This window comes from Phormidium tenue FACHB-1052 (assembly GCF_014696675.1).
In the GTDB taxonomy this organism is placed as follows: Bacteria; Cyanobacteriota; Cyanobacteriia; order Phormidesmidales; family Phormidesmidaceae; genus Nodosilinea; species Nodosilinea tenuis_A.
The window spans coordinates 26029-42551 of record NZ_JACJQN010000026.1 but is presented as its reverse complement, the minus strand read 5'-3'; the positions used below and the strand labels follow the sequence as shown (position 1 = coordinate 42551).

21 protein-coding genes are annotated in these 16523 nt (G+C 56.9%); 10 read left to right on the top strand and 11 right to left on the bottom strand.

What is annotated here, in order from left to right; translation table 11 throughout:
• Positions 1 to 7 precede the first annotated feature (7 nt).
• Complete coding sequence (locus tag H6G07_RS24505) at positions 8 to 1216, bottom strand: NAD-dependent epimerase/dehydratase family protein (RefSeq protein ID WP_073610925.1); 1209 nt, start codon at positions 1214 to 1216, stop codon at positions 8 to 10.
• On the bottom strand, positions 1217 to 1678 hold the full coding sequence (locus H6G07_RS24500; RefSeq protein ID WP_073610926.1) for a protein tyrosine phosphatase family protein: 462 nt from the start codon (positions 1676 to 1678) through the stop codon (positions 1217 to 1219).
• Positions 1679 to 1944: 266 nt separating this feature from the next.
• Here H6G07_RS24500 and H6G07_RS24495 point away from each other — a divergent pair, with 266 nt between their 5' ends.
• The 3 genes from H6G07_RS24495 to H6G07_RS24485 all read left to right on the top strand — a co-directional run bounded on the left by H6G07_RS24495 (position 1945) and on the right by H6G07_RS24485 (position 3246).
• Positions 1945 to 2511 (top strand): MgtC/SapB family protein, encoded by a 567-nt coding sequence (locus tag H6G07_RS24495; protein ID WP_199312420.1) that lies wholly within the window; start codon positions 1945 to 1947, stop codon positions 2509 to 2511.
• A gap of 49 nt (positions 2512 to 2560) precedes the next feature.
• Positions 2561 to 2851: a hypothetical protein gene (locus H6G07_RS24490; RefSeq protein ID WP_073610927.1), complete on the top strand. Its 291-nt coding sequence runs from the start codon at positions 2561 to 2563 to the stop codon at positions 2849 to 2851.
• 179 nt (positions 2852 to 3030) lie between these two features.
• Positions 3031 to 3246 carry a hypothetical protein gene (locus H6G07_RS24485; RefSeq protein ID WP_139297196.1) on the top strand — a complete coding sequence of 72 codons (216 nt, stop codon included), beginning with the start codon at positions 3031 to 3033 and terminating at the stop codon, positions 3244 to 3246.
• Positions 3247 to 3569: 323 nt separating this feature from the next.
• Here H6G07_RS24485 and H6G07_RS24480 read toward each other — a convergent pair whose 3' ends face one another.
• From H6G07_RS24480 to H6G07_RS24455, 6 genes are all read right to left on the bottom strand, one after another.
• Entirely contained in the window at positions 3570 to 4145 is a 576-nt protein-coding gene (locus tag H6G07_RS24480; protein ID WP_139297197.1) for a hypothetical protein, read from the bottom strand.
• Positions 4126 to 5337 carry an urease accessory protein UreH domain-containing protein gene (locus H6G07_RS24475; RefSeq protein ID WP_073610929.1) on the bottom strand — a complete coding sequence of 404 codons (1212 nt, stop codon included), beginning with the start codon at positions 5335 to 5337 and terminating at the stop codon, positions 4126 to 4128. Before H6G07_RS24475 ends, H6G07_RS24480 begins: the two co-directional genes overlap by 20 nt.
• 316 nt (positions 5338 to 5653) lie before the next feature.
• Positions 5654 to 5929 (bottom strand): hypothetical protein, encoded by a 276-nt coding sequence (locus tag H6G07_RS24470; RefSeq protein ID WP_199312418.1) that lies wholly within the window; start codon positions 5927 to 5929, stop codon positions 5654 to 5656.
• Positions 5930 to 6130: 201 nt separating this feature from the next.
• Positions 6131 to 6769: a hypothetical protein gene (locus tag H6G07_RS24465; protein ID WP_084173629.1), complete on the bottom strand. Its 639-nt coding sequence runs from the start codon at positions 6767 to 6769 to the stop codon at positions 6131 to 6133.
• Positions 6770 to 6796: 27 nt separating this feature from the next.
• Positions 6797 to 7429, bottom strand: coding sequence for a cadmium resistance transporter (locus H6G07_RS24460; RefSeq protein ID WP_073610966.1), 633 nt, complete (start codon positions 7427 to 7429; stop codon positions 6797 to 6799).
• A gap of 13 nt (positions 7430 to 7442) precedes the next feature.
• The gene (locus H6G07_RS24455) at positions 7443 to 8198 is read right to left on the bottom strand and encodes a cadmium resistance transporter (RefSeq protein WP_084173631.1); all 756 of its coding nucleotides are present in this window, start codon (positions 8196 to 8198) and stop codon (positions 7443 to 7445) included.
• 168 nt (positions 8199 to 8366) lie between these two features.
• Between H6G07_RS24455 and H6G07_RS24450 the strand changes: the two genes are divergently transcribed.
• The gene (locus H6G07_RS24450) at positions 8367 to 9302 is read left to right on the top strand and encodes a LysR family transcriptional regulator (protein ID WP_073610932.1); all 936 of its coding nucleotides are present in this window, start codon (positions 8367 to 8369) and stop codon (positions 9300 to 9302) included.
• A gap of 123 nt (positions 9303 to 9425) precedes the next feature.
• On the opposite strand, the gene H6G07_RS24445 is transcribed toward H6G07_RS24450, so the two are convergent.
• From H6G07_RS24445 to H6G07_RS24435, 3 genes are all read right to left on the bottom strand, one after another.
• On the bottom strand, positions 9426 to 10286 hold the full coding sequence (locus H6G07_RS24445) for a prohibitin family protein (RefSeq protein WP_084173633.1): 861 nt from the start codon (positions 10284 to 10286) through the stop codon (positions 9426 to 9428).
• Positions 10287 to 10431: 145 nt separating this feature from the next.
• Complete coding sequence (locus H6G07_RS24440; RefSeq protein WP_084173635.1) at positions 10432 to 10881, bottom strand: YidH family protein; 450 nt, start codon at positions 10879 to 10881, stop codon at positions 10432 to 10434.
• Positions 10882 to 11089: 208 nt separating this feature from the next.
• Entirely contained in the window at positions 11090 to 11737 is a 648-nt protein-coding gene (locus H6G07_RS24435) for a Crp/Fnr family transcriptional regulator (RefSeq protein WP_084173637.1), read from the bottom strand.
• Positions 11738 to 12156: 419 nt separating this feature from the next.
• Between H6G07_RS24435 and H6G07_RS24430 the strand changes: the two genes are divergently transcribed.
• The 6 genes from H6G07_RS24430 (at position 12157) to H6G07_RS24405 (ending at position 16475) form a co-directional block, all read left to right on the top strand.
• Positions 12157 to 13389 (top strand): RNA polymerase sigma factor, encoded by a 1233-nt coding sequence (locus H6G07_RS24430; protein ID WP_073610934.1) that lies wholly within the window; start codon positions 12157 to 12159, stop codon positions 13387 to 13389.
• A 303-nt stretch (positions 13390 to 13692) separates the two neighbouring features.
• Complete coding sequence (locus H6G07_RS24425; protein WP_073610935.1) at positions 13693 to 14088, top strand: YciI family protein; 396 nt, start codon at positions 13693 to 13695, stop codon at positions 14086 to 14088.
• Positions 14089 to 14216: 128 nt separating this feature from the next.
• A complete protein-coding gene (locus tag H6G07_RS24420) occupies positions 14217 to 14927 on the top strand; it encodes a DUF899 domain-containing protein (protein ID WP_073610936.1) in 711 nt (236 codons plus the stop codon).
• A gap of 110 nt (positions 14928 to 15037) precedes the next feature.
• Positions 15038 to 15514 carry a DUF1579 domain-containing protein gene (locus H6G07_RS24415; RefSeq protein ID WP_073610937.1) on the top strand — a complete coding sequence of 159 codons (477 nt, stop codon included), beginning with the start codon at positions 15038 to 15040 and terminating at the stop codon, positions 15512 to 15514.
• 34 nt (positions 15515 to 15548) lie between these two features.
• Positions 15549 to 15908: a YciI family protein gene (locus H6G07_RS24410; protein ID WP_073610938.1), complete on the top strand. Its 360-nt coding sequence runs from the start codon at positions 15549 to 15551 to the stop codon at positions 15906 to 15908.
• 162 nt (positions 15909 to 16070) lie between these two features.
• The gene (locus H6G07_RS24405; protein WP_073610939.1) at positions 16071 to 16475 is read left to right on the top strand and encodes a VOC family protein; all 405 of its coding nucleotides are present in this window, start codon (positions 16071 to 16073) and stop codon (positions 16473 to 16475) included.
• The last annotated feature ends 48 nt before the right edge of the window (positions 16476 to 16523 follow it).

Below are 16523 nucleotides of genomic sequence, written 5' to 3'. Positions count from 1 at the left end.
TTCCTCCCTACCCCCCACCCCTCACCCATTTCGACGTGGAGGGAATTTTGCTGCGATCGCACCGCTCCGCATACTTCTCCGCCACTTCGGTCACTTCGAGCAGCAGCCCTTTGCTGAGGGTGATGGGCTCCAGGCCCAGTTCGAGGAAGCAGCGGTTTTCGACGAAGAGGTCGTTTTCGGCGGCTTCTTTGCGGGGGTTGTCGAGGTAGGTGATTTCGGCTCCGGTGATGTCGCTGACCAGCTGGGCCAGGTTGCGAACCCGGTGGGTTTCGGTCATCTGGTTAAAGATTTTCACCGGTTCCCCAGGGCTGGGCGGGTTTTCGAGCGCCAGCTGAATGCAGCGCACGGTGTCTTGAATGTGGATGAAAGCGCGGGTTTGGCCGCCGGTACCGTGGACGGTGAGGGGGTAGCCGATTGCCGCCTGCATGAGAAAGCGATTGAGCACGGTGCCGTAGTCGCCGTCGTAGTCAAAGCGGTTGATCAACTGCTCGTCGAGGCGGGTTTCGCGGGTGTGGGTGCCCCAGACCACGCCCTGGTGCAGGTCGGTGACGCGCACGCCGTCGTTTTTGTTGTAGTAGAAAAAGAACAGCTGATCCTGGGTTTTGGTCATGTGGTAAACGCTACCCGGATTGGCTGGGTAGAGAATCCGCTGGGCGATGCGCTCCCCGCTTTCGGTGGGAATTTCTACATCCAGGTAGCCCTCAGGGATTTTCATGCCCGCCGTGCCGTAGCCGTAGACCCCCATGGTGCCAAGGTGGGTGACGTGGATATCGAGCCCCGACTCGACGATGGCGCAGAGCAGGTTGTGGGTGGCGTTGAGGTTGTTGTCGACGGTGTAGCGCTTGTGGCGGGGTGATTTCATCGAGTAGGGGGCGGCCCGCTGCTCGGCAAAGTGCACCACCGCATCAGGGCGATACTGCTGAATCAGACCGAGGAGCTGATCATAGTCCTGGGCGATATCGACTCGATAAAAGGGAATGTCGTGCCCGGTCAGGGCTTTCCAGGTGGCCAGCCGGACGCCGAGGGGGGCGATCGGGGTGAGGGAGTTAACCTCTAGCTCGTTGTCGATGTTACGGCGAGAAAGGTTGTCGAGGATGACGACTTCGTGCCCCAGATTCGACAAATGCAGGGCTGTGGGCCAGCCACAAAATCCGTCGCCGCCCAGAACAAAGACTTTGAGCGGCTGGGTCGAGGGCTGACCGTTGGCAACCACCATTTACCCGACCTCCTGCCGTGCAGGCACGGGATCGCCGTAATAGTCGCGCAAAAATTGTTGAATCTGCGGTTGCTCTGGCCCCAGCCCGTGGGCGGTGGCCTGCTCTAGGAACGCGTCGCGGGAGAGCTGATCCTGGGTGGCGATCGCAATTAACGCCACCGCCGTCGCCCGTCCACCGCCCCGGCAATGAATTAGAACCGGCTTGGGCAGCCCATCCAGCGCGGCCAGGGCGGCGGCTAAAGATTCGCCCTCCGGTGTGGTTGGGCTCACCGGAGCCTGAGCATAGCCCAAACCAGCGGCGGCGACCTGCTCAGCTTCGTCGGGCAAGGTACCGGGTTCGTGGGGCGACCTGAGGTTCAGCACCGCTTGAAACTCTTGCTGGGCGGCCTGCTGAATCTGCTCTGGGGTGAGCTGACCAGCGCTGCTGTAGTCGTCGTTTACCGGGCGAATAGGGTCTGTCATGGCCTGCTTTCTCCAATAGGAAACAAGAAGCGACGCATGGGTGTGCCTCCAGGCAATTAGTGCTTCACAAATACTTAGGCGCTTACCAATCAACTAGCGGAAAGCTTCGTAGCGCTCTCGGCAAACGCATCTGAATCGTACATGAAACCAAAAATGTTTGCAATCTGATTGAAAATTATTTGATTTTGTGCGATAGTTGTCAAACATAAATGAATCACCGGTAAACCTACCGGATTTTCGGTGTATGCAATGGCGGGGGCAGTACTTTGGCGATTCAGGCTGGCTACATTGAGGCCAACGACTGGCTCAACCTGATCTTTCGGGTCGGGCTTTCCGTCGTCATCGGCGGGCTGATTGGCTTCGAGCGCCAGTGGACTGGCACCAACCGCTCTGCCGGGGTTCGCACCCACATGGTGATTAGCCTAGGGGCAACGCTGTTTATTCTGCTGCCTATTCAGATTCCCCAAGACTATTCCTCCGTGAACGCCCTCAGCCGCACCATCCAGGGCATTGCTACCGGGGTGGGCTTTATTGGGGCGGGGCTAATTTTGCAGCAGTCCCACCGGGGCAAAGTTAAGGGACTGACCTCGGCGGCGGCGATTTGGGCCACGGCAGCCCTCGGCACCGCGATTGGCTTGGGCTATTGGCAACTCGCTGTAGTGGGCACTGTGGCCATGCTGCTGGTGCTCAGCGGCGTCAAGCAGGCCAAACGGCCGATCGCCGTGCGCTTAGGGCGATCGTCCTCATCATCGAAAAAGCGTTCCGCCGATGCACCGTCACCCACGCCAACTGACCGGCGCGCTCACCCATCGTTTTTTTTCCAAGATGACTAACCTCTAGTCCTTCAGACGTTCACCCGTTGTTTCTATTGGTTTACGCACCATGACAACCACTCAGACTCAGCTCAGGCTCAGAATTTACGGTTCTCCCCAGCTCTCCGTTAAAACGCTGCTCGAAGATCTGGCCGAAAGCTGTCGGGTTGTGGTGCGAGCCATTGCGTTGAACGGGCAGCCAACTACGCTTTCGATCAGCAGTTCGGCCCAGTCAACGGCCCTAGAAGTTGAGCTATCTGGCCCGCTCAATGCGGTGCAGTGCTGGCTCAGTCAGCTGCAAAAATATCCCCTCGTTATTCAGGGCAAAGGCAACCCCGATGGCGACGGCTGGCATTACTGAGCAGCGCAGGGCCATTAGATTTTCCTCGCCCCCAACCTGGGGCTCTGCTGCGGAGTACAGCAAACCCCAATGCAAAAGGGGGAACCCTAGGGCGATCGGCTCAACCCTTGGTCTCAAGCTTACTCCATCTCTTTCCTAGACAAGTTTTCCGTTGTTCTCTTCTCTCTCCACTTTTTGCTATGACTTCCTTCTCGCTTAACCAATCTGAAATTCAGGCCTCCTACCTTGCCACTTCCTTTACTAGCCACCCTCTGGATAAACCTTTAAGAAACCGCTGGAGCCACGGTCGCGGCTATGTTGTAATCGCCCTAGTTGCGCCGCTGTTGCTGGGTAGTCTGCTGCTGGTTTATCTACACAACGCCACCAAAACGCGACTCAGCCTGTGGCGAACTTAGTCTATACATCTTTGCCAAGCAGTGAGGAGTAGGGAGTGAGGGGTAAGGAATAGAACGACTGATTCTGAAGACTTACAAAGCCCTTCACCGCTCCACCCCCTCACTTCTTACCCCATGTCTTACCTCCACCTGGTCTCACCCATACCCAGCTTTACGTCCTACCCAATCCCCTAGAGCTGGGCGACATCTTAGGTGCAGGTGGCCTATCGCACTTGGGGAGAGCTGAGCGATCGCGCCGACAATGCCGTGCTGGTCTGCCATGCCTTCACCGGCACCGCCGATGTCGATCGCTAGCTGAAAGACAACCTCAACAGCCCCAACGCTCAACGCAGCGATTTTCCTTTGCTGAATGCGGCTAGGGCGGCGATCGCAGCCACCATCCCCCCAACAACCCCGCCGACAATCCAGGCAGGGGAACGCACCTCAGGCGCAACCTCCTGATCTGGGGCTGGGGTAGTGCTACGGGCACCCCCAGCGACAACGGTGGTATAGCTGAGTTCAAAAGGGGCAAAGGTAGCATCGGCTCGGGAGCGACCGGTCAGCACCAGGCGGTATTCACCCAGGGCAGGAAACGTGATGTCGGCCCCAGGAATGTTCTGAAACCGCTCGGGCGACATAGCTTGCAGGGTGGGCTGCACAACCGGAGCGGCATCGGGCTGGTTGGTGGCATAGACGGCGAGGGTACAGTCACACTGCTCTAAAGAAATGACCCGTCCCCCCTGTTGAGTGAGGGCCACCCACACTCGCGCTGGTTCTCCGGCTTTGGGGCTGTGGTTGGGTTCCAGGTGCCAGGTGCCCGCGACATCGCCCGACACCTCGGTTTTGTGGGCCTGGGCAGGCAGCACGGCCAGGCTGCCGATCAATAGCCCGACCATCAGGCTAAGACTTGGCGGGCGCATAGTACTTCTCCAGAGACAACAGCGCCCAAAACCCCCGCCAGCGCAACAGCAGCGCCAGCAACGCCAGCGTCACAAGGGCCACGGCTACCAACCAGTGGCGGGTAGAGCGCTCAAACCCGCCCAAATAGCTCGAACCCAAGAGCAGCGTATGGGTCACGGCTAACACAAAAATGGGGAGGCTGAGCAAATGGAGCCGTCGCCAGCCGCGGCCCAAGCGAGTTTGCGCCCGATTGAAGCTGGTCAGGGCCAGGGGCACCATCAGTCCTAGGGCAACAATGCCCGTCCAGCCGCCCAGTTGCAGAGTTGGCAGGAGAAACGGCAAAGCGGCCAGATTCCAACCCATGGTGACCATGTGGGCGACATGGGCCACAGAGAGCACAAAGGCCCCCACTCCCAGAGTGCGACGATAGATGAGTAAAGCTGGCCAGAGACGGCTGAGGGGGCGAGCGATCAGCGCCAGCAGCAACAACCCCAGCGCCCCGTGGCCGGTGAAGTCGACCATGTCGCTGCCCCGCAGCAGGGTCAGGATGCCAATCAAGAGGGTAATCCAACCGCCCAGGCGAAATAGCTGTCCCCGGCGATCGCTGCTGACCCAGGCCGTCGATACCCCAACGCCAAGCATCATCGGCAGGGTGCCTACCCCAAAGGCCAGCATGGTGGCCGCCCCCCACCAAAGATTGGTGGTTTCTGCCGCCTTCAGCTGAGCCGCGTACAAAAAACCGCAGGGCATCAGCCCCCAGGCTAACCCGAGCAGCAGCGGCGTCCACCGCTGGGGGTTGAGAGAAAGGGCCTGCATGGCACGGCTCAGCCGACCGTGCCAGCTCGCCTGGGCCATGGGGTTGAGCAGCGGCACTTGGGGCACCTGGCCAGGGCTAATTTGGGCTAGCCCAAACCAGATCAGCAGCAGCCCGGTCACCAGGGCCACCCCTCGCCGCAGGGGGCTGCCAATGCCAGCCATTTGCCCGCTGGCCACAAGCACCGACCCCAGCGCCCCAATCATCAGGCCCACTAGGGCGTAGCTCACCAGCCGCCCCAGGTTGAGCAGCAAGTGAAACCCAATCTGCTGCCAGCGATCGCGCTCGGTATCTGGCTGAGACAGCGAAAAGGCGACGGTGATGGGGCCGCACATGCCCAGGCAGTGGCCAAAACTGCCTAAAAATCCTAAGCTGGCCATGAGCAACAGGTCGAGCATGCTGGCGTTGAGGCGCTGATGGACGACTTTTCAGCGTAACACCCCGCCTGACCAGTGTCTTTCGACCGCCTGTCTATTGACCTGAACCCTTGTCTGCTCCCGTTGTAGTGCTCCCTAGGGAAGAGCGGCTGACAATGTGAACACCTTAGACAAAAGGCATCAAAAGGGCGTAATCACTTCGATAATTACTGCGGCAGGAAGGGCCTGTGAACGTTGCTCCAAGAAACTACCGATCAATTTTGAAGGCACCCTACGGCCCCTTAGTTACAACAGCCAAATTTTGGCTGCCCACTGTAATTCCCGCAGTCTACAGGACTCACCCAACACCATCGTCGATTAGCTCGACTAGGCGTGAGAACCAGTAGGTGATTTCTGGATCGCAGCAGGTGGTGAGGCGAGCAATTTCTCGGGCCAGCTGAAAGGTTGCCTCTCCCTTGGGATGGTGGGTCATACCCGCGTGGTCCAGCAGCGCTGCCTTGAGGTCGCCCGGGTAAACAGGCAATTTTTGCCCGTCGGCCAGGTGCATTTGGTTGAGAATAGGCTGCCAGTCGACAGCCTGTTTGGGGCGCTTGGGAGGGAGAGGAGTTTTCATTGTAGGCCTGCTTTTTATAGGTTTATTTATGCTTAGTTTTCCCGCCCGGGGCAGGGAGAAAAACAGGCGGGGGAGGGAAACAGATGGTTGAAGGGTAGGGGGTTTAGGGTGTAGGGAGTAGGGGGTAGGGGGAATGCAAAATTAGAAAGGCAAAATTTTGAACTTCCCACTCTCCACCCCCTACTCCCCACCCCCGACTTTCTAGTCAACCGGGGCTGTTGCCACCTGGGTTGCTACATCGGCCAGGGTGAGTTCGGGCAGAGGTAGGGTGGTGTCGGCGGCTTTCAGCACCTTGTAGATTGGGGCATCGAACTCGATCGCACCAGTGATGGGGTTCTCGCTGATGGTGAGACGGGTGCCGTCGACGAGGGAGGCGATCGCCCCCTCACCGCCCAGGTCAATGCCGGTTACTGAGGCATCGCTGGGCAGAAACACGCCGGTACAGGCCCAGTCGTCGTCGGTGGTTTGGTTAGCACCCAAGTAGGCAATTTCAGGGGTGGCATGTTTGTGGTCGGGGTCATAGCCGTAGACGCCGACGGTGCTGGCCGTGGTGTTGCTGCAAATGCCCCAGTCTTCGCTGGTGTCTTGAATGTACTTTTGAAAGCGTAGGTCGGAGAGTTTTTGGGCGAGCGAGTCCGCCGTATACCCTGCCGCTTCAAGGTCAGTGTCGGGGTTGGATTGCAGCTGTTGCAGATCGGTGAGCGCTTGGGTGATTTCGGCGTATTGAGAGCTTTTTTGGGCAATGGGGTCGGCAAAGGCCGGGCGGGCTACGCCAACAAGCACCAGCAAAATTCCGGCAAACAATAGAAAGCTCAGAGCATTTTTGATTGTGCGAATCATAGGAAAAGTCTCCTTTTAGAGTGAAAGCTAGAGGCCGATCAAGCGGTAGGTGCCGCTGTCGACCAAGATGAACAGGCCCAGACCAATCAACACCAGGGGCATCAGCCGGTGACCGACGGCGGTCAGGCGATCGCGGACCCCAGGCTGGCCAACAAACCCCCGAGCCAGCCAGTACCAGAGGGCGACCAGCACCCCAAACACCAGCAGGGTGAGGCCCAGCTCGGCCCAGGTTTGGCCCGCAAACAGCGACACATAGATGCCGATGTTGTCGCCGCCGTTGGCCAGGGTAATGCCTGCGATCGCCGCTACCTGGCCATTTAGCAGGGGCAGCTCGGGAAGCACAAACTGCCCTGGAGCATCGTCTTCTCGTTTGAGCAGCTGCCTGAGGCCAATGGCAATGGGCACTAGGCCCAGCAGTCCCACGTAGGCTTTAGGCAGCACCAGACCGCCAAAGAAACCGGGCAGGCTAAGGACAACCAGGGCGGCAAAGCCAAGGTAGCGACCCCAAAAAATTTGGCGGTGGGAGAAGCGGCTGGGCACCTGAGAAAAGAACACCATAAGTAGGACAAAGTCGTCTAGGTTGGTGGCTACAAATGCGACTCCCGCCGGAATCACGGTGTGAACTGTGGCCTGAGTCAGAATTTGCAGGAGCGAGGGCATGGGGGCAAAAACGCTACCCATCCATTCTCTGGGCGGCGGGCATCGGTTCACCCGCAGCAACCGCTGCAGAGAGCCGCATCGCCGTCCGCAGCAGATGAATCACGCAGATGCCGATCAGGGTGAGGGCCAAAGCCGTCAACCCCCGGTACTCTAGGGTGTGACTATCGACCAAAATCAGCCCACCCAGAGCCATCAGCACAAAGGGCACAACCTGAGAGCCGTAGCGGGTGAGCAGAGCCGCGATCGCTTCCACCTGGGTCAGTTGGTAGGCCACAAAGCACCACACCCCCACCAGCCCAAAAAACACCGCCAGCGTTACTCCCAGCCCCAGGCCGTCGCTGCTGGCAAACATAGGCATATAGATACCCACGTTGTCGCCGCCGTTGGCCATGGTAATAGCCGCCACGCTACTGGTCTGGGGCGACAGCCAGCTAGATCCGCCGCTGGTGGGTGCTAGCAGCACCTCCCCGGTGTCTTCACCACTTGCTTCGTCGGTTACCGCCGACAGCAGCTGGCTCAGACCAATGACAATGGGCACAACCCCCAGCAGTCCAATCCAGGGCCGGGGAAAGAGCAAACTGCCGAAAAATCCCGGCAGACTCAGAGCCACGAGACCCGCAAAACCCACGTACTGCCCCGCCACAATGTGGCGCTTGCTCAGGGCTACCCCGACTTGGGAGAAAAACAGCATCAAAATGACGATGTCGTCGAGGTTGGTAGCGGCAAACGCCATGGAGCTACGCCCCAGGATGGTCAGTAAGTCGGTCACGATCGCAGCACCTCATCAAGGGAGTCAACAAACTTTGCCAATTGACCCTTACCTTAAGTTGGATAAACAGGGGAAGCAAACACTCTTTTTTGTGAGTTTGATAAATAGAATTTATGCAATAATTGAGCAGATCTTTTTGACTGTTTAGCCATTACAAAATTAGCTCCTATGAAGCTTGAGCAACTCAGGGTTTTTTTGGCAGTGGCCGAACATTTGCACTTTACCCGAGCGGCAGACTCTCTCTACATTACTCAGCCTGCGGTGAGTGCATCTATTCAAACCTTGGAAGAAGAGTATGGGGTAAAGCTATTTCACCGCATTGGCAGACATATTGAGCTGACTGACGCTGGCGAAATGCTTCAGATTGAGGCCCAAAAAATTCTCGATCAGGTGGAGCTAACTGCCCAGGGTTTGCGCGAGTTAAACGATCTCCAGCGGGGCGGCCTAAAGGTCGGCAGTAGCCTTACCGTGGGCAACTACTGGCTACCCCATAAAATTAGCCACTTCAAGCAGCAGTACCCCGGCATTTCAATCCATTGCACCATTGCCAATGCAGAGGAAATTGTCAGCGGCACCGTGAGCGGTTTGTTTGACCTGGGGCTAGTCACCGGAGAGGTAAAGGCCTCCCTCAGCCAAAATCTGTCGGTATCGATGATTGGTCAAGATGTGGTGACTATTGTAGTCGGCCAAAGTCACGCCTGGTTTGGGCGCGATCGCATTTCCCTCGCCGAAATTACCGATACAGCCTGGATCATGCGAGAACCTGGATCGGGCTCTCGCTATATGTTTGAGCGATCGCTTCAGGGTTGGGGCGTTGACCCCAGCACCTTAGAAATAGCGCTTATTCTCACCACCAGCGAAATGATTAAAGCCGTAGTCGAAGGGGGCATTGGGGCAGCAGCTCTACCCCGATCGATCGTGCGATCAGAGCTAAAACTCGGCACCCTTAAAGCGATCGAAATTGTCGATGATACCGACGCGCCTCAACACATCTATGAAATGACTCAACCGGTGATCTTGCTGCGCCATCAAAAGCGATTTCGCACCCGCATTTCTAAAGCCTTCGAAGAGGTTTTGGTGGAGCCGGAAAAGGTTCTGGTTTAAGTATTTGGGGATAGAAGGGGTGGAGAGAAAGCTCCTAGTGTTGAGTTTTGAAGGTTGAGTTTTGAGTGTCTATCATACGAAGAAGACTCAGCATTCAAAACTGAGAACCCAAAATTTTCTTTACTACTCTTTACTTGGCAGCAAATCATCTAATTCAATCACGGTGCTCGTTCCTTCTCCGCTAATCATAGGCAGTCGCCCATCCCACTTTTGTAAGGCTTCATACCTCAGCACGCTGGGTGTCAAAGTTTCCATCAAAATTTGATGAGCTTCGGCGGTTCCCCTGGCTAAATCGATTTCGATTTCGGCCTGGCGCAGGGCTTTTTTAGCAACAAATTCTGCCTGTTTGGCCTCCTGCACGGCAATTTGCTTAGCTTCTACCGCATCGCGAAACTGCTGCGAAAAATGAATGGTAGTGAGTGATACATCGTCAACGGCCAGGTTGTAGGGGGCCAGGCGCGATCGCAGCCCGGCATCGACCTCAGCCTTCACCTGGTCGCGCTGGGTGATCACCTCTTCGGCGGTGTAGTGGGCCATGACAGCCTTGATTATCTCTTCGATGGCGGGGTTGATGATGGAGCGCACCACCGCAGGCTCGTCGCCAATTTGCCGATACACCATGTTGGCCTTGTCGGGCAGAATGTGCCAGTTGAGAGCCACATCGCTAAACACATCCTGCAAGTCTTTTGACGCCGCTTCGGTGGCGATTTCCTGCTTTTGCACCCGCGTGCTGAGGGTCTCTACCGAGTCGACTAGGGGCAGCAAAAAGTGCAGCCCCTCGGCAAGAATCTCCTCCTGCACCTGGCCAAAGCGCATCCACACGCCACGCTCGCCGGCAGGAATGACCACCCAAAAGCTGGCCACCAGAGCCAACCCCAGCAGCGCTAGCAAAACCCAGGCCGCTAGGGTGGCCCCGCTCCCCCATGGGGAAGCAGTGACTGGCCTAGCGGCGCGATCGCGTCTGTCGCTACTGAGATCGACCAAGGGTGACGGACTCCTGAGATAGGTGGGTAGGGCGTGGATAGGTAGGGGGTTAGGAGTAGGGATGGGAGGTGTCAGCAGGTCGGCCAGCTTTGGATGTTGAATTCGCGCTTCAAATTAGCAGCCTTAACCCCCTACCCCTCACTCCCTACATCATCGAAAACCCCTTCACCGTCGCTGGTGCTGAAAACAGCACATACAGCACCCCCGCCCCCAGTAGCGTGACCACCAGACTAAAGAGAATCACCCAGCGGCGACTGGGTTCGTAGGTGTTGCTCTCGATGGCGTCAAGGACTGCAAAGTAGTGCCAGGTCGATAACAGCACGGTAACTAAGCCAATAGAAGATAGGCCTAGCCCTACCAGCCAGCCCTGGCCGGTGCCGGGCACATCGGGTGAAACCAAATAACGCAGGCGAGCAATCAGAACGCCAAAGCCAATCAGGGCGATCGCGGTACGCATCCAGGCCAGGTAGGTGCGCTCGTTGGCCAGGTGATCGCGGGTGCGAGAGGCGGGTTTTGGGGATGGGGCAGGGGCGGTGGTGCCCTGGGGGCGATCGCCTATGGGCGGAGAGTCAATTGTTTGAGAAGACTGGGTCATTAACGCAGCAGGGAGTCAGGACAGGCAGCACTGGCGGGCCAAACCTGACCAGCCTAGGCTAAAGCTTACAGCAGCTAGATTCAATTTGCGATCAGTTTGTGATTTATTTTCAATTTAATGTCCTGTGGATTGAGTTGCAAAGCTCTGTGCCCTGCCCGTCGCCACAGCAGTACCAAGCTCGTTCGCCGCGTTCTCACCTTGGCCCGGGCTAAATTTCGTAGTGCCAGTGGTCGCTAGACTCAGCCAAGATTAGCTGGCGCGATCGCCGGTAGATCAGTCCTTGTTCTTCAAACTGGCGCAGCAGCCGTGTCACCGTCACTCGGCTGAGGCCACTAAAGTCGGCTAGATCTTGGTGGGTGATTTTGAGGTCAATTAAGCAGCCGCGCTCAAGCTGTAGCCCAAAACGGTTGGCCAGCCACTGCAACAGCCCGAGCAAGACGGCCTCGGCCCGGCGGTGGGTGCGCACCACCATCAGCGCCTCGGCGTGCTTTAGGTAGCTGGTGATCACGTCCACTGGTGGCTGCCAGTCAGATAGGGAGATGCAAACCGCTTCAACATCGTTGACGGCTTCAATTAAGTAGGGCTCCGCATTGGAGAGAAATTTTCCCACCACGTCGCCCGCACTCCAGAGGCCCAGGGCGATCGCGGTGCCATCTTCTAAGTAGGTTAGGGTGCGCACTGCCCCTGCTTTGATCAGCCAGAGGCGATCGCTGGCAGCGGGCAAATAGCCACGCCGCCCAAAATGACTCGACCCAGACACCGGCAGCCGCCGTAGCTGCTCTAATGAAAGGCCCTGCAACCGAGCAGCCACCGGCAGGTCTGACAGACCCGCTACACCATCCAGTTGTCTCAGCATTGAGTGACTCCTATGTGAGGATTTGTGAAAAATCCGAGCTGCAGATGCCTTTAGGAAAAGATTGCAGGCCCTAGGTTTGACTAGTCCTTCTGGGGATTAGCGTTGGCCATCCAGCCTATGCTCCAAGCCAGCCGCTCAGCTAGCAAAGGGCTAGGAGGCAGCTCCAGAACCATTCCTAAAAATTTATCTCCGGAGCATAGCTCAATTTCAAAACATTTTCAAACGAAATTCGTTTTGACCTGACTCTCATTTGCCTAAAGCGTATACAGGGCAATGCTCTGGGACAAGATGGCGACTGAGTCAGGCTTTCTTAACAGTTGAATGACTAAAATTAACGATCAAGTTGGCTATATGTCAGTACAATTGCACTACATTAAAATGAATTTAGCTGACCGACTTTGCTGGCAGGAGCGCTAACCATGAACGACCCCCTCCAGATACAGAGGCAAGTAGATGCTATCTATCGGGCTGAGTCGCGTCGGGTTTTTGCCACGCTGATTCGCCTACTGGGGGATTTTGACCTGGCCGAAGAAGCGCTGCACGATGCCTTCGCCGTGGCGATGGCTCAGTGGCCGCGAGATGGGGTGCCAGCTAAACCAAGGCCGTGGCTGGTGTCGGTGGGTCGCTTTAGGGCGATCGATAACCTGCGCCGCCGCACCCGCTTCGATGCGTCATTGGCCGAGCTAGCCCAAAAGCTCGATGCCCAAGCCGACCTGCCCGACGATGATCTTGAGGACGATCGCCTGCGGCTGATTTTCACCTGCTGCCACCCGGCTCTGCCCCAGGAGGCCCAGGTAGCTCTCACCCTGCGCGAGGTCTGCGGCCTCAAGACCGAAGAAATTGCCAGCGCCTTTTTGCTAGCCCCACCCACCCTGGCCCAGCGCATTGTGCGGGCCAAGGCCAAAATCCGCGCGGCGGGCATTCCCTACCAGGTGCCCGCCCTAGAAGACCTGCCCGATCGCCTAGACACCGTCTTGCAGGTGATCTATCTGGTGTTTAACGAAGGGTATGCGGCTTCCTCTGGCCCATCGCTGACGCGGGCCGACCTCTCAGGCGAGGCGATTCGGCTGGGGCGACTGGTGCTAGAGCTGCTGCCCAGTGCCGAGGTGATGGGGCTGCTGGCGTTGATGCTGCTGCAAGAGTCGCGCCGTCAGGCCCGCACCACTCCCTCGGGCGATCTAATTCTCTTAGCCGATCAAAATCGCGCCCTGTGGAACCAGGAGCAGATCGCCGAGGGGCGATCGCTGGTGCAGCAGGCCCTATCCTCAAGGCAGGTGGGGCCTTATGGGGTTCAGGCAGCGATCGCCGCCGTCCATGCCGAGGCCCCCGACCCGACCGCCACCGACTGGGCGCAGATTGTCGGGTTATACAGCCTGCTGGCCCAGATCGAACCGACCCCCGTCGTCCACCTCAACCGAGCCGTAGCCGTGGCGATGCGCGACGGCCCCCAGGCGGGCCTGCACCTGCTAGATGAGATTCTCGCGGAGGGCGATCTAGCCCACTACCACCTGGCCCACGCGGCCCGAGCCGATCTCTGCCGCCAGCTAGGAGAAACTGCTGAAGCCAAGGCGTCCTATCAGCGAGCGCTCGATTTAGTCAAGCAAGAACCCGAGCGCCGGTTTCTCGAAAGCCGTCTGCGCGAACTGGTCTGACTGGCGTTACCGAACAGGGACAGAAATTCGTCTAACCCTTAATCCTCGGTTCTTAAGCCCTCCATTGAATGATTGATTTAGCTCCGTAGTCAGGCATTCCAAAAAATTTAGAAAAAACTTTTTCGCTGCTGTCGATCTGCCCTCCAGCCAAACGACTAATTCACAAAGGTGAGAAATTCAGGCCAAATTCAAAGTCAATCGCCTTGCTGCCAACCTAATGTCTTGAAGGCGCAGGCGATGCGCCCCTACAACGCGGGAAACGCAGACAGGATTTGGCATTAGACCTAAATTTTGGAGGCAATTATGAAATTCATCTGTCTAGGCTATTTCGACGAAACGCAGTGGGATCGGCTTTCTGAAGCCGAACAGGGAGAGCTAATGGCCGACTGTTTTGCCTACGATGACGAACTGCGGCGGGGCGGTCACTTTATCGGTGGAGAAGCGCTGCAAAGCGTTCGCAATGCGGCGACGCTGCGATACCAGAACGGTCAAGTTGTCGTCACCGATGGTCCCTTTGCCGAAACCAAGGAGCAGATCGGCGGCATCTTGATGCTGGAGGCCCGCGATCTCAACCACGCCATTCAGCTGATGTCACGCCATCCCGGAGTGCGCAACGGCCCTTTTGAGATTCGTCCAGCGGATGAAGAGATTAACGCCCAGGTTAACCAAAGCCAAACCCTCCAGACCAACCTGCACTGAGCGCAAATCAAGCCTTGTGTAGGTTGGGTGAAACGCAGTGCAACCCAACCAAGCCCGCCGCCGTTGGGTTCCGCTAGCGCTCTACCCAACCTACCAAATTCCCCTTAGAAATTTACGGAGAGATTGCCATGACTACCACTACTCTTGCCCATCCGCCCGTAGTGTCGGCTGACACCTGGCTGGCGGAACGAAAAGCGCTTTTAGCGGACGAGAAAGCCCTGACTAAACAGCGCGATCGCGTCAATGCCAAGCGTCGCCGCCTGCCCATGGTCAAGCTAGACAAAACCTATATATTCGCAGGGCCGGAAGGTGAGACTAGCCTGCTCGATCTGTTTGAGGGTCGCCGGCAGCTCCTGGTCTATCACTTTATGTTTGACCCCGAGTGGGAGAACGGCTGCTCGGGCTGCACTGGCCTGGTCAATGCCATCGGCGATCTGAGTCTGCTGGGCGATCGCGACACCACCTTCGTGCTCATATCCCGTGCGCCGCTAGCCAAGCTTGAGCAATACAAAGCCCGCCAAGGCTGGACTCTGCCCTGGTTTTCGTCCTTTGGCAGCGACTTTAACTACGATTTTCACGTCACCCTTGATGCGGCGGTAGCCCCGGTGCAGTACAACTACCGCGATCAGCAGGAACAGCACTTCATGCAGGGCGAAAGCCACGGCATGAGCGTGTTCTTTCGCATTGACGATGAGGTTTTTCACACCTATTCGACCTATGCTCGCGGCTGCGAAGGCTTAACCGATGCCTACAGCCTGCTCGATCTCACCCCCTATGGTCGGCAGCAAGACTTTGAAGATTCTCCTGCGGGCTGGCCGCAGCGACCAACCTATGGCTAACGCCTTTGACCAACGGGTGGGAGCAGGTCAACGCCAGCTCGGCTAAACCTAATTCCGACCGCTGATTGATTTAACCCCGTACGTAAAAAGTAAAAAACTGGAGGAACATTATGCATATTGAACCGCAAGCAGAACACCAGTGGCTTGACCGGCTAGTTGGCAGATGGGTCAGCGAATGTGAGTGCAGCATGGGGCCAGATCAGCCGCCTTCAAAAACTCGCGGCACAGAAGTGGTTCGCACCCTGGGCGGCCTTTGGGTTGTAGCTGAAGGTGAAAGCGAAATGCCCGACGGTGACACCGGCACTACCCTGATGACCCTGGGCTACAATCCCGAAACGCAGCGCTATATCGGTACTTTTGTCGGCTCCATGATGATCCACATGTGGGTTTACAACGGTTCTTTAGATGAGGCTAGGCAGACGCTAACCCTAGACACTGAAGGGCCTGATTTTAGTCAAAACTCGATGGCTCCGTACAAAGACATCATTGAATTTGTCAGCGATGACCACCGGATTATGACATCGCAGATTCTCACTGGCGAGGGGAATTGGCATCAGTTTATGACTGCCCACTACTGGCGGCAGTAGTCGATTGTCAGCCGTCAACCTTAGGAGCTAAACCATGAAATATATGCTGCTAATTTACAGCGACGAAAACGTTTGGAGTGAGGGCGAGCAGGAGCGCTGCTACCAGGACTCGGTCAAACTGACCCAGGATCTCCACGCCAGCGGCCAGTATTTGGGCGCGTCGCCCCTGCAATCGGTGGCTACAGCTACCAGCGTGCGAGTGCGCGACGGCAAACGCCTGGTGACCGACGGCCCCTTTGCCGAAACCCGAGAACAGCTCGGCGGTTATTTTCTGATTGAGGCGGAAGATTTGGATGATGCGATCGCGATCGCGGGTCGCATTCCCTCTGTTCACAAAGGCACCGTCGAAATTCGCCCCTTAGTGGAATTGGTCGGCCTGCCATCGGGCCAGTAGAAACCGATCTTTGTCGTTCTTTCTCAAAAAAGTACCTCTACCTGTCGATCTCGCTAACCTCCGTTCGACTAACTAACAAAGCAGGGCGGTTCTAGTTATAAATATCCCCCTGCCCTCAACTCGATCCCTGGAAATAGTTCCATAACTAAAAGGAGACCCACCATGGGCCGCAAAATTTTTGTTAACCTGCCGATTAAAAACCTCGATCAGTCGGTTGACTTCTTTAGTCAACTTGGCTTCACGTTTAATCCTCAATTCACCGATGAAACCGCTACCTGCATGATCGTCAGCGATGACATTTACGTCATGCTTTTGACCAACGATAAGTTCAAAACCTTTACGCCTAACGCGATCTGCGACGCAACCCAAAATACCGAAGTTTTGCTGTGCCTATCCTGCGATAGCCGCGAAGAGGTTGATAGCCTGGTCGGCAAAGCCGTCAGCAGCGGTGGATCAACCTATAACGACCCCCAAGATTACGGATTTATGTATGCCCACGGCTTCCAAGATTTAGACGGTCATATTTGGGAGCTGATGTATATGGAACCCAGCGCTGTCCCCCAGTAAATGTTTATCGGGTGTGTCATCAATTCGCGCGAACCCGCCACACCTGCC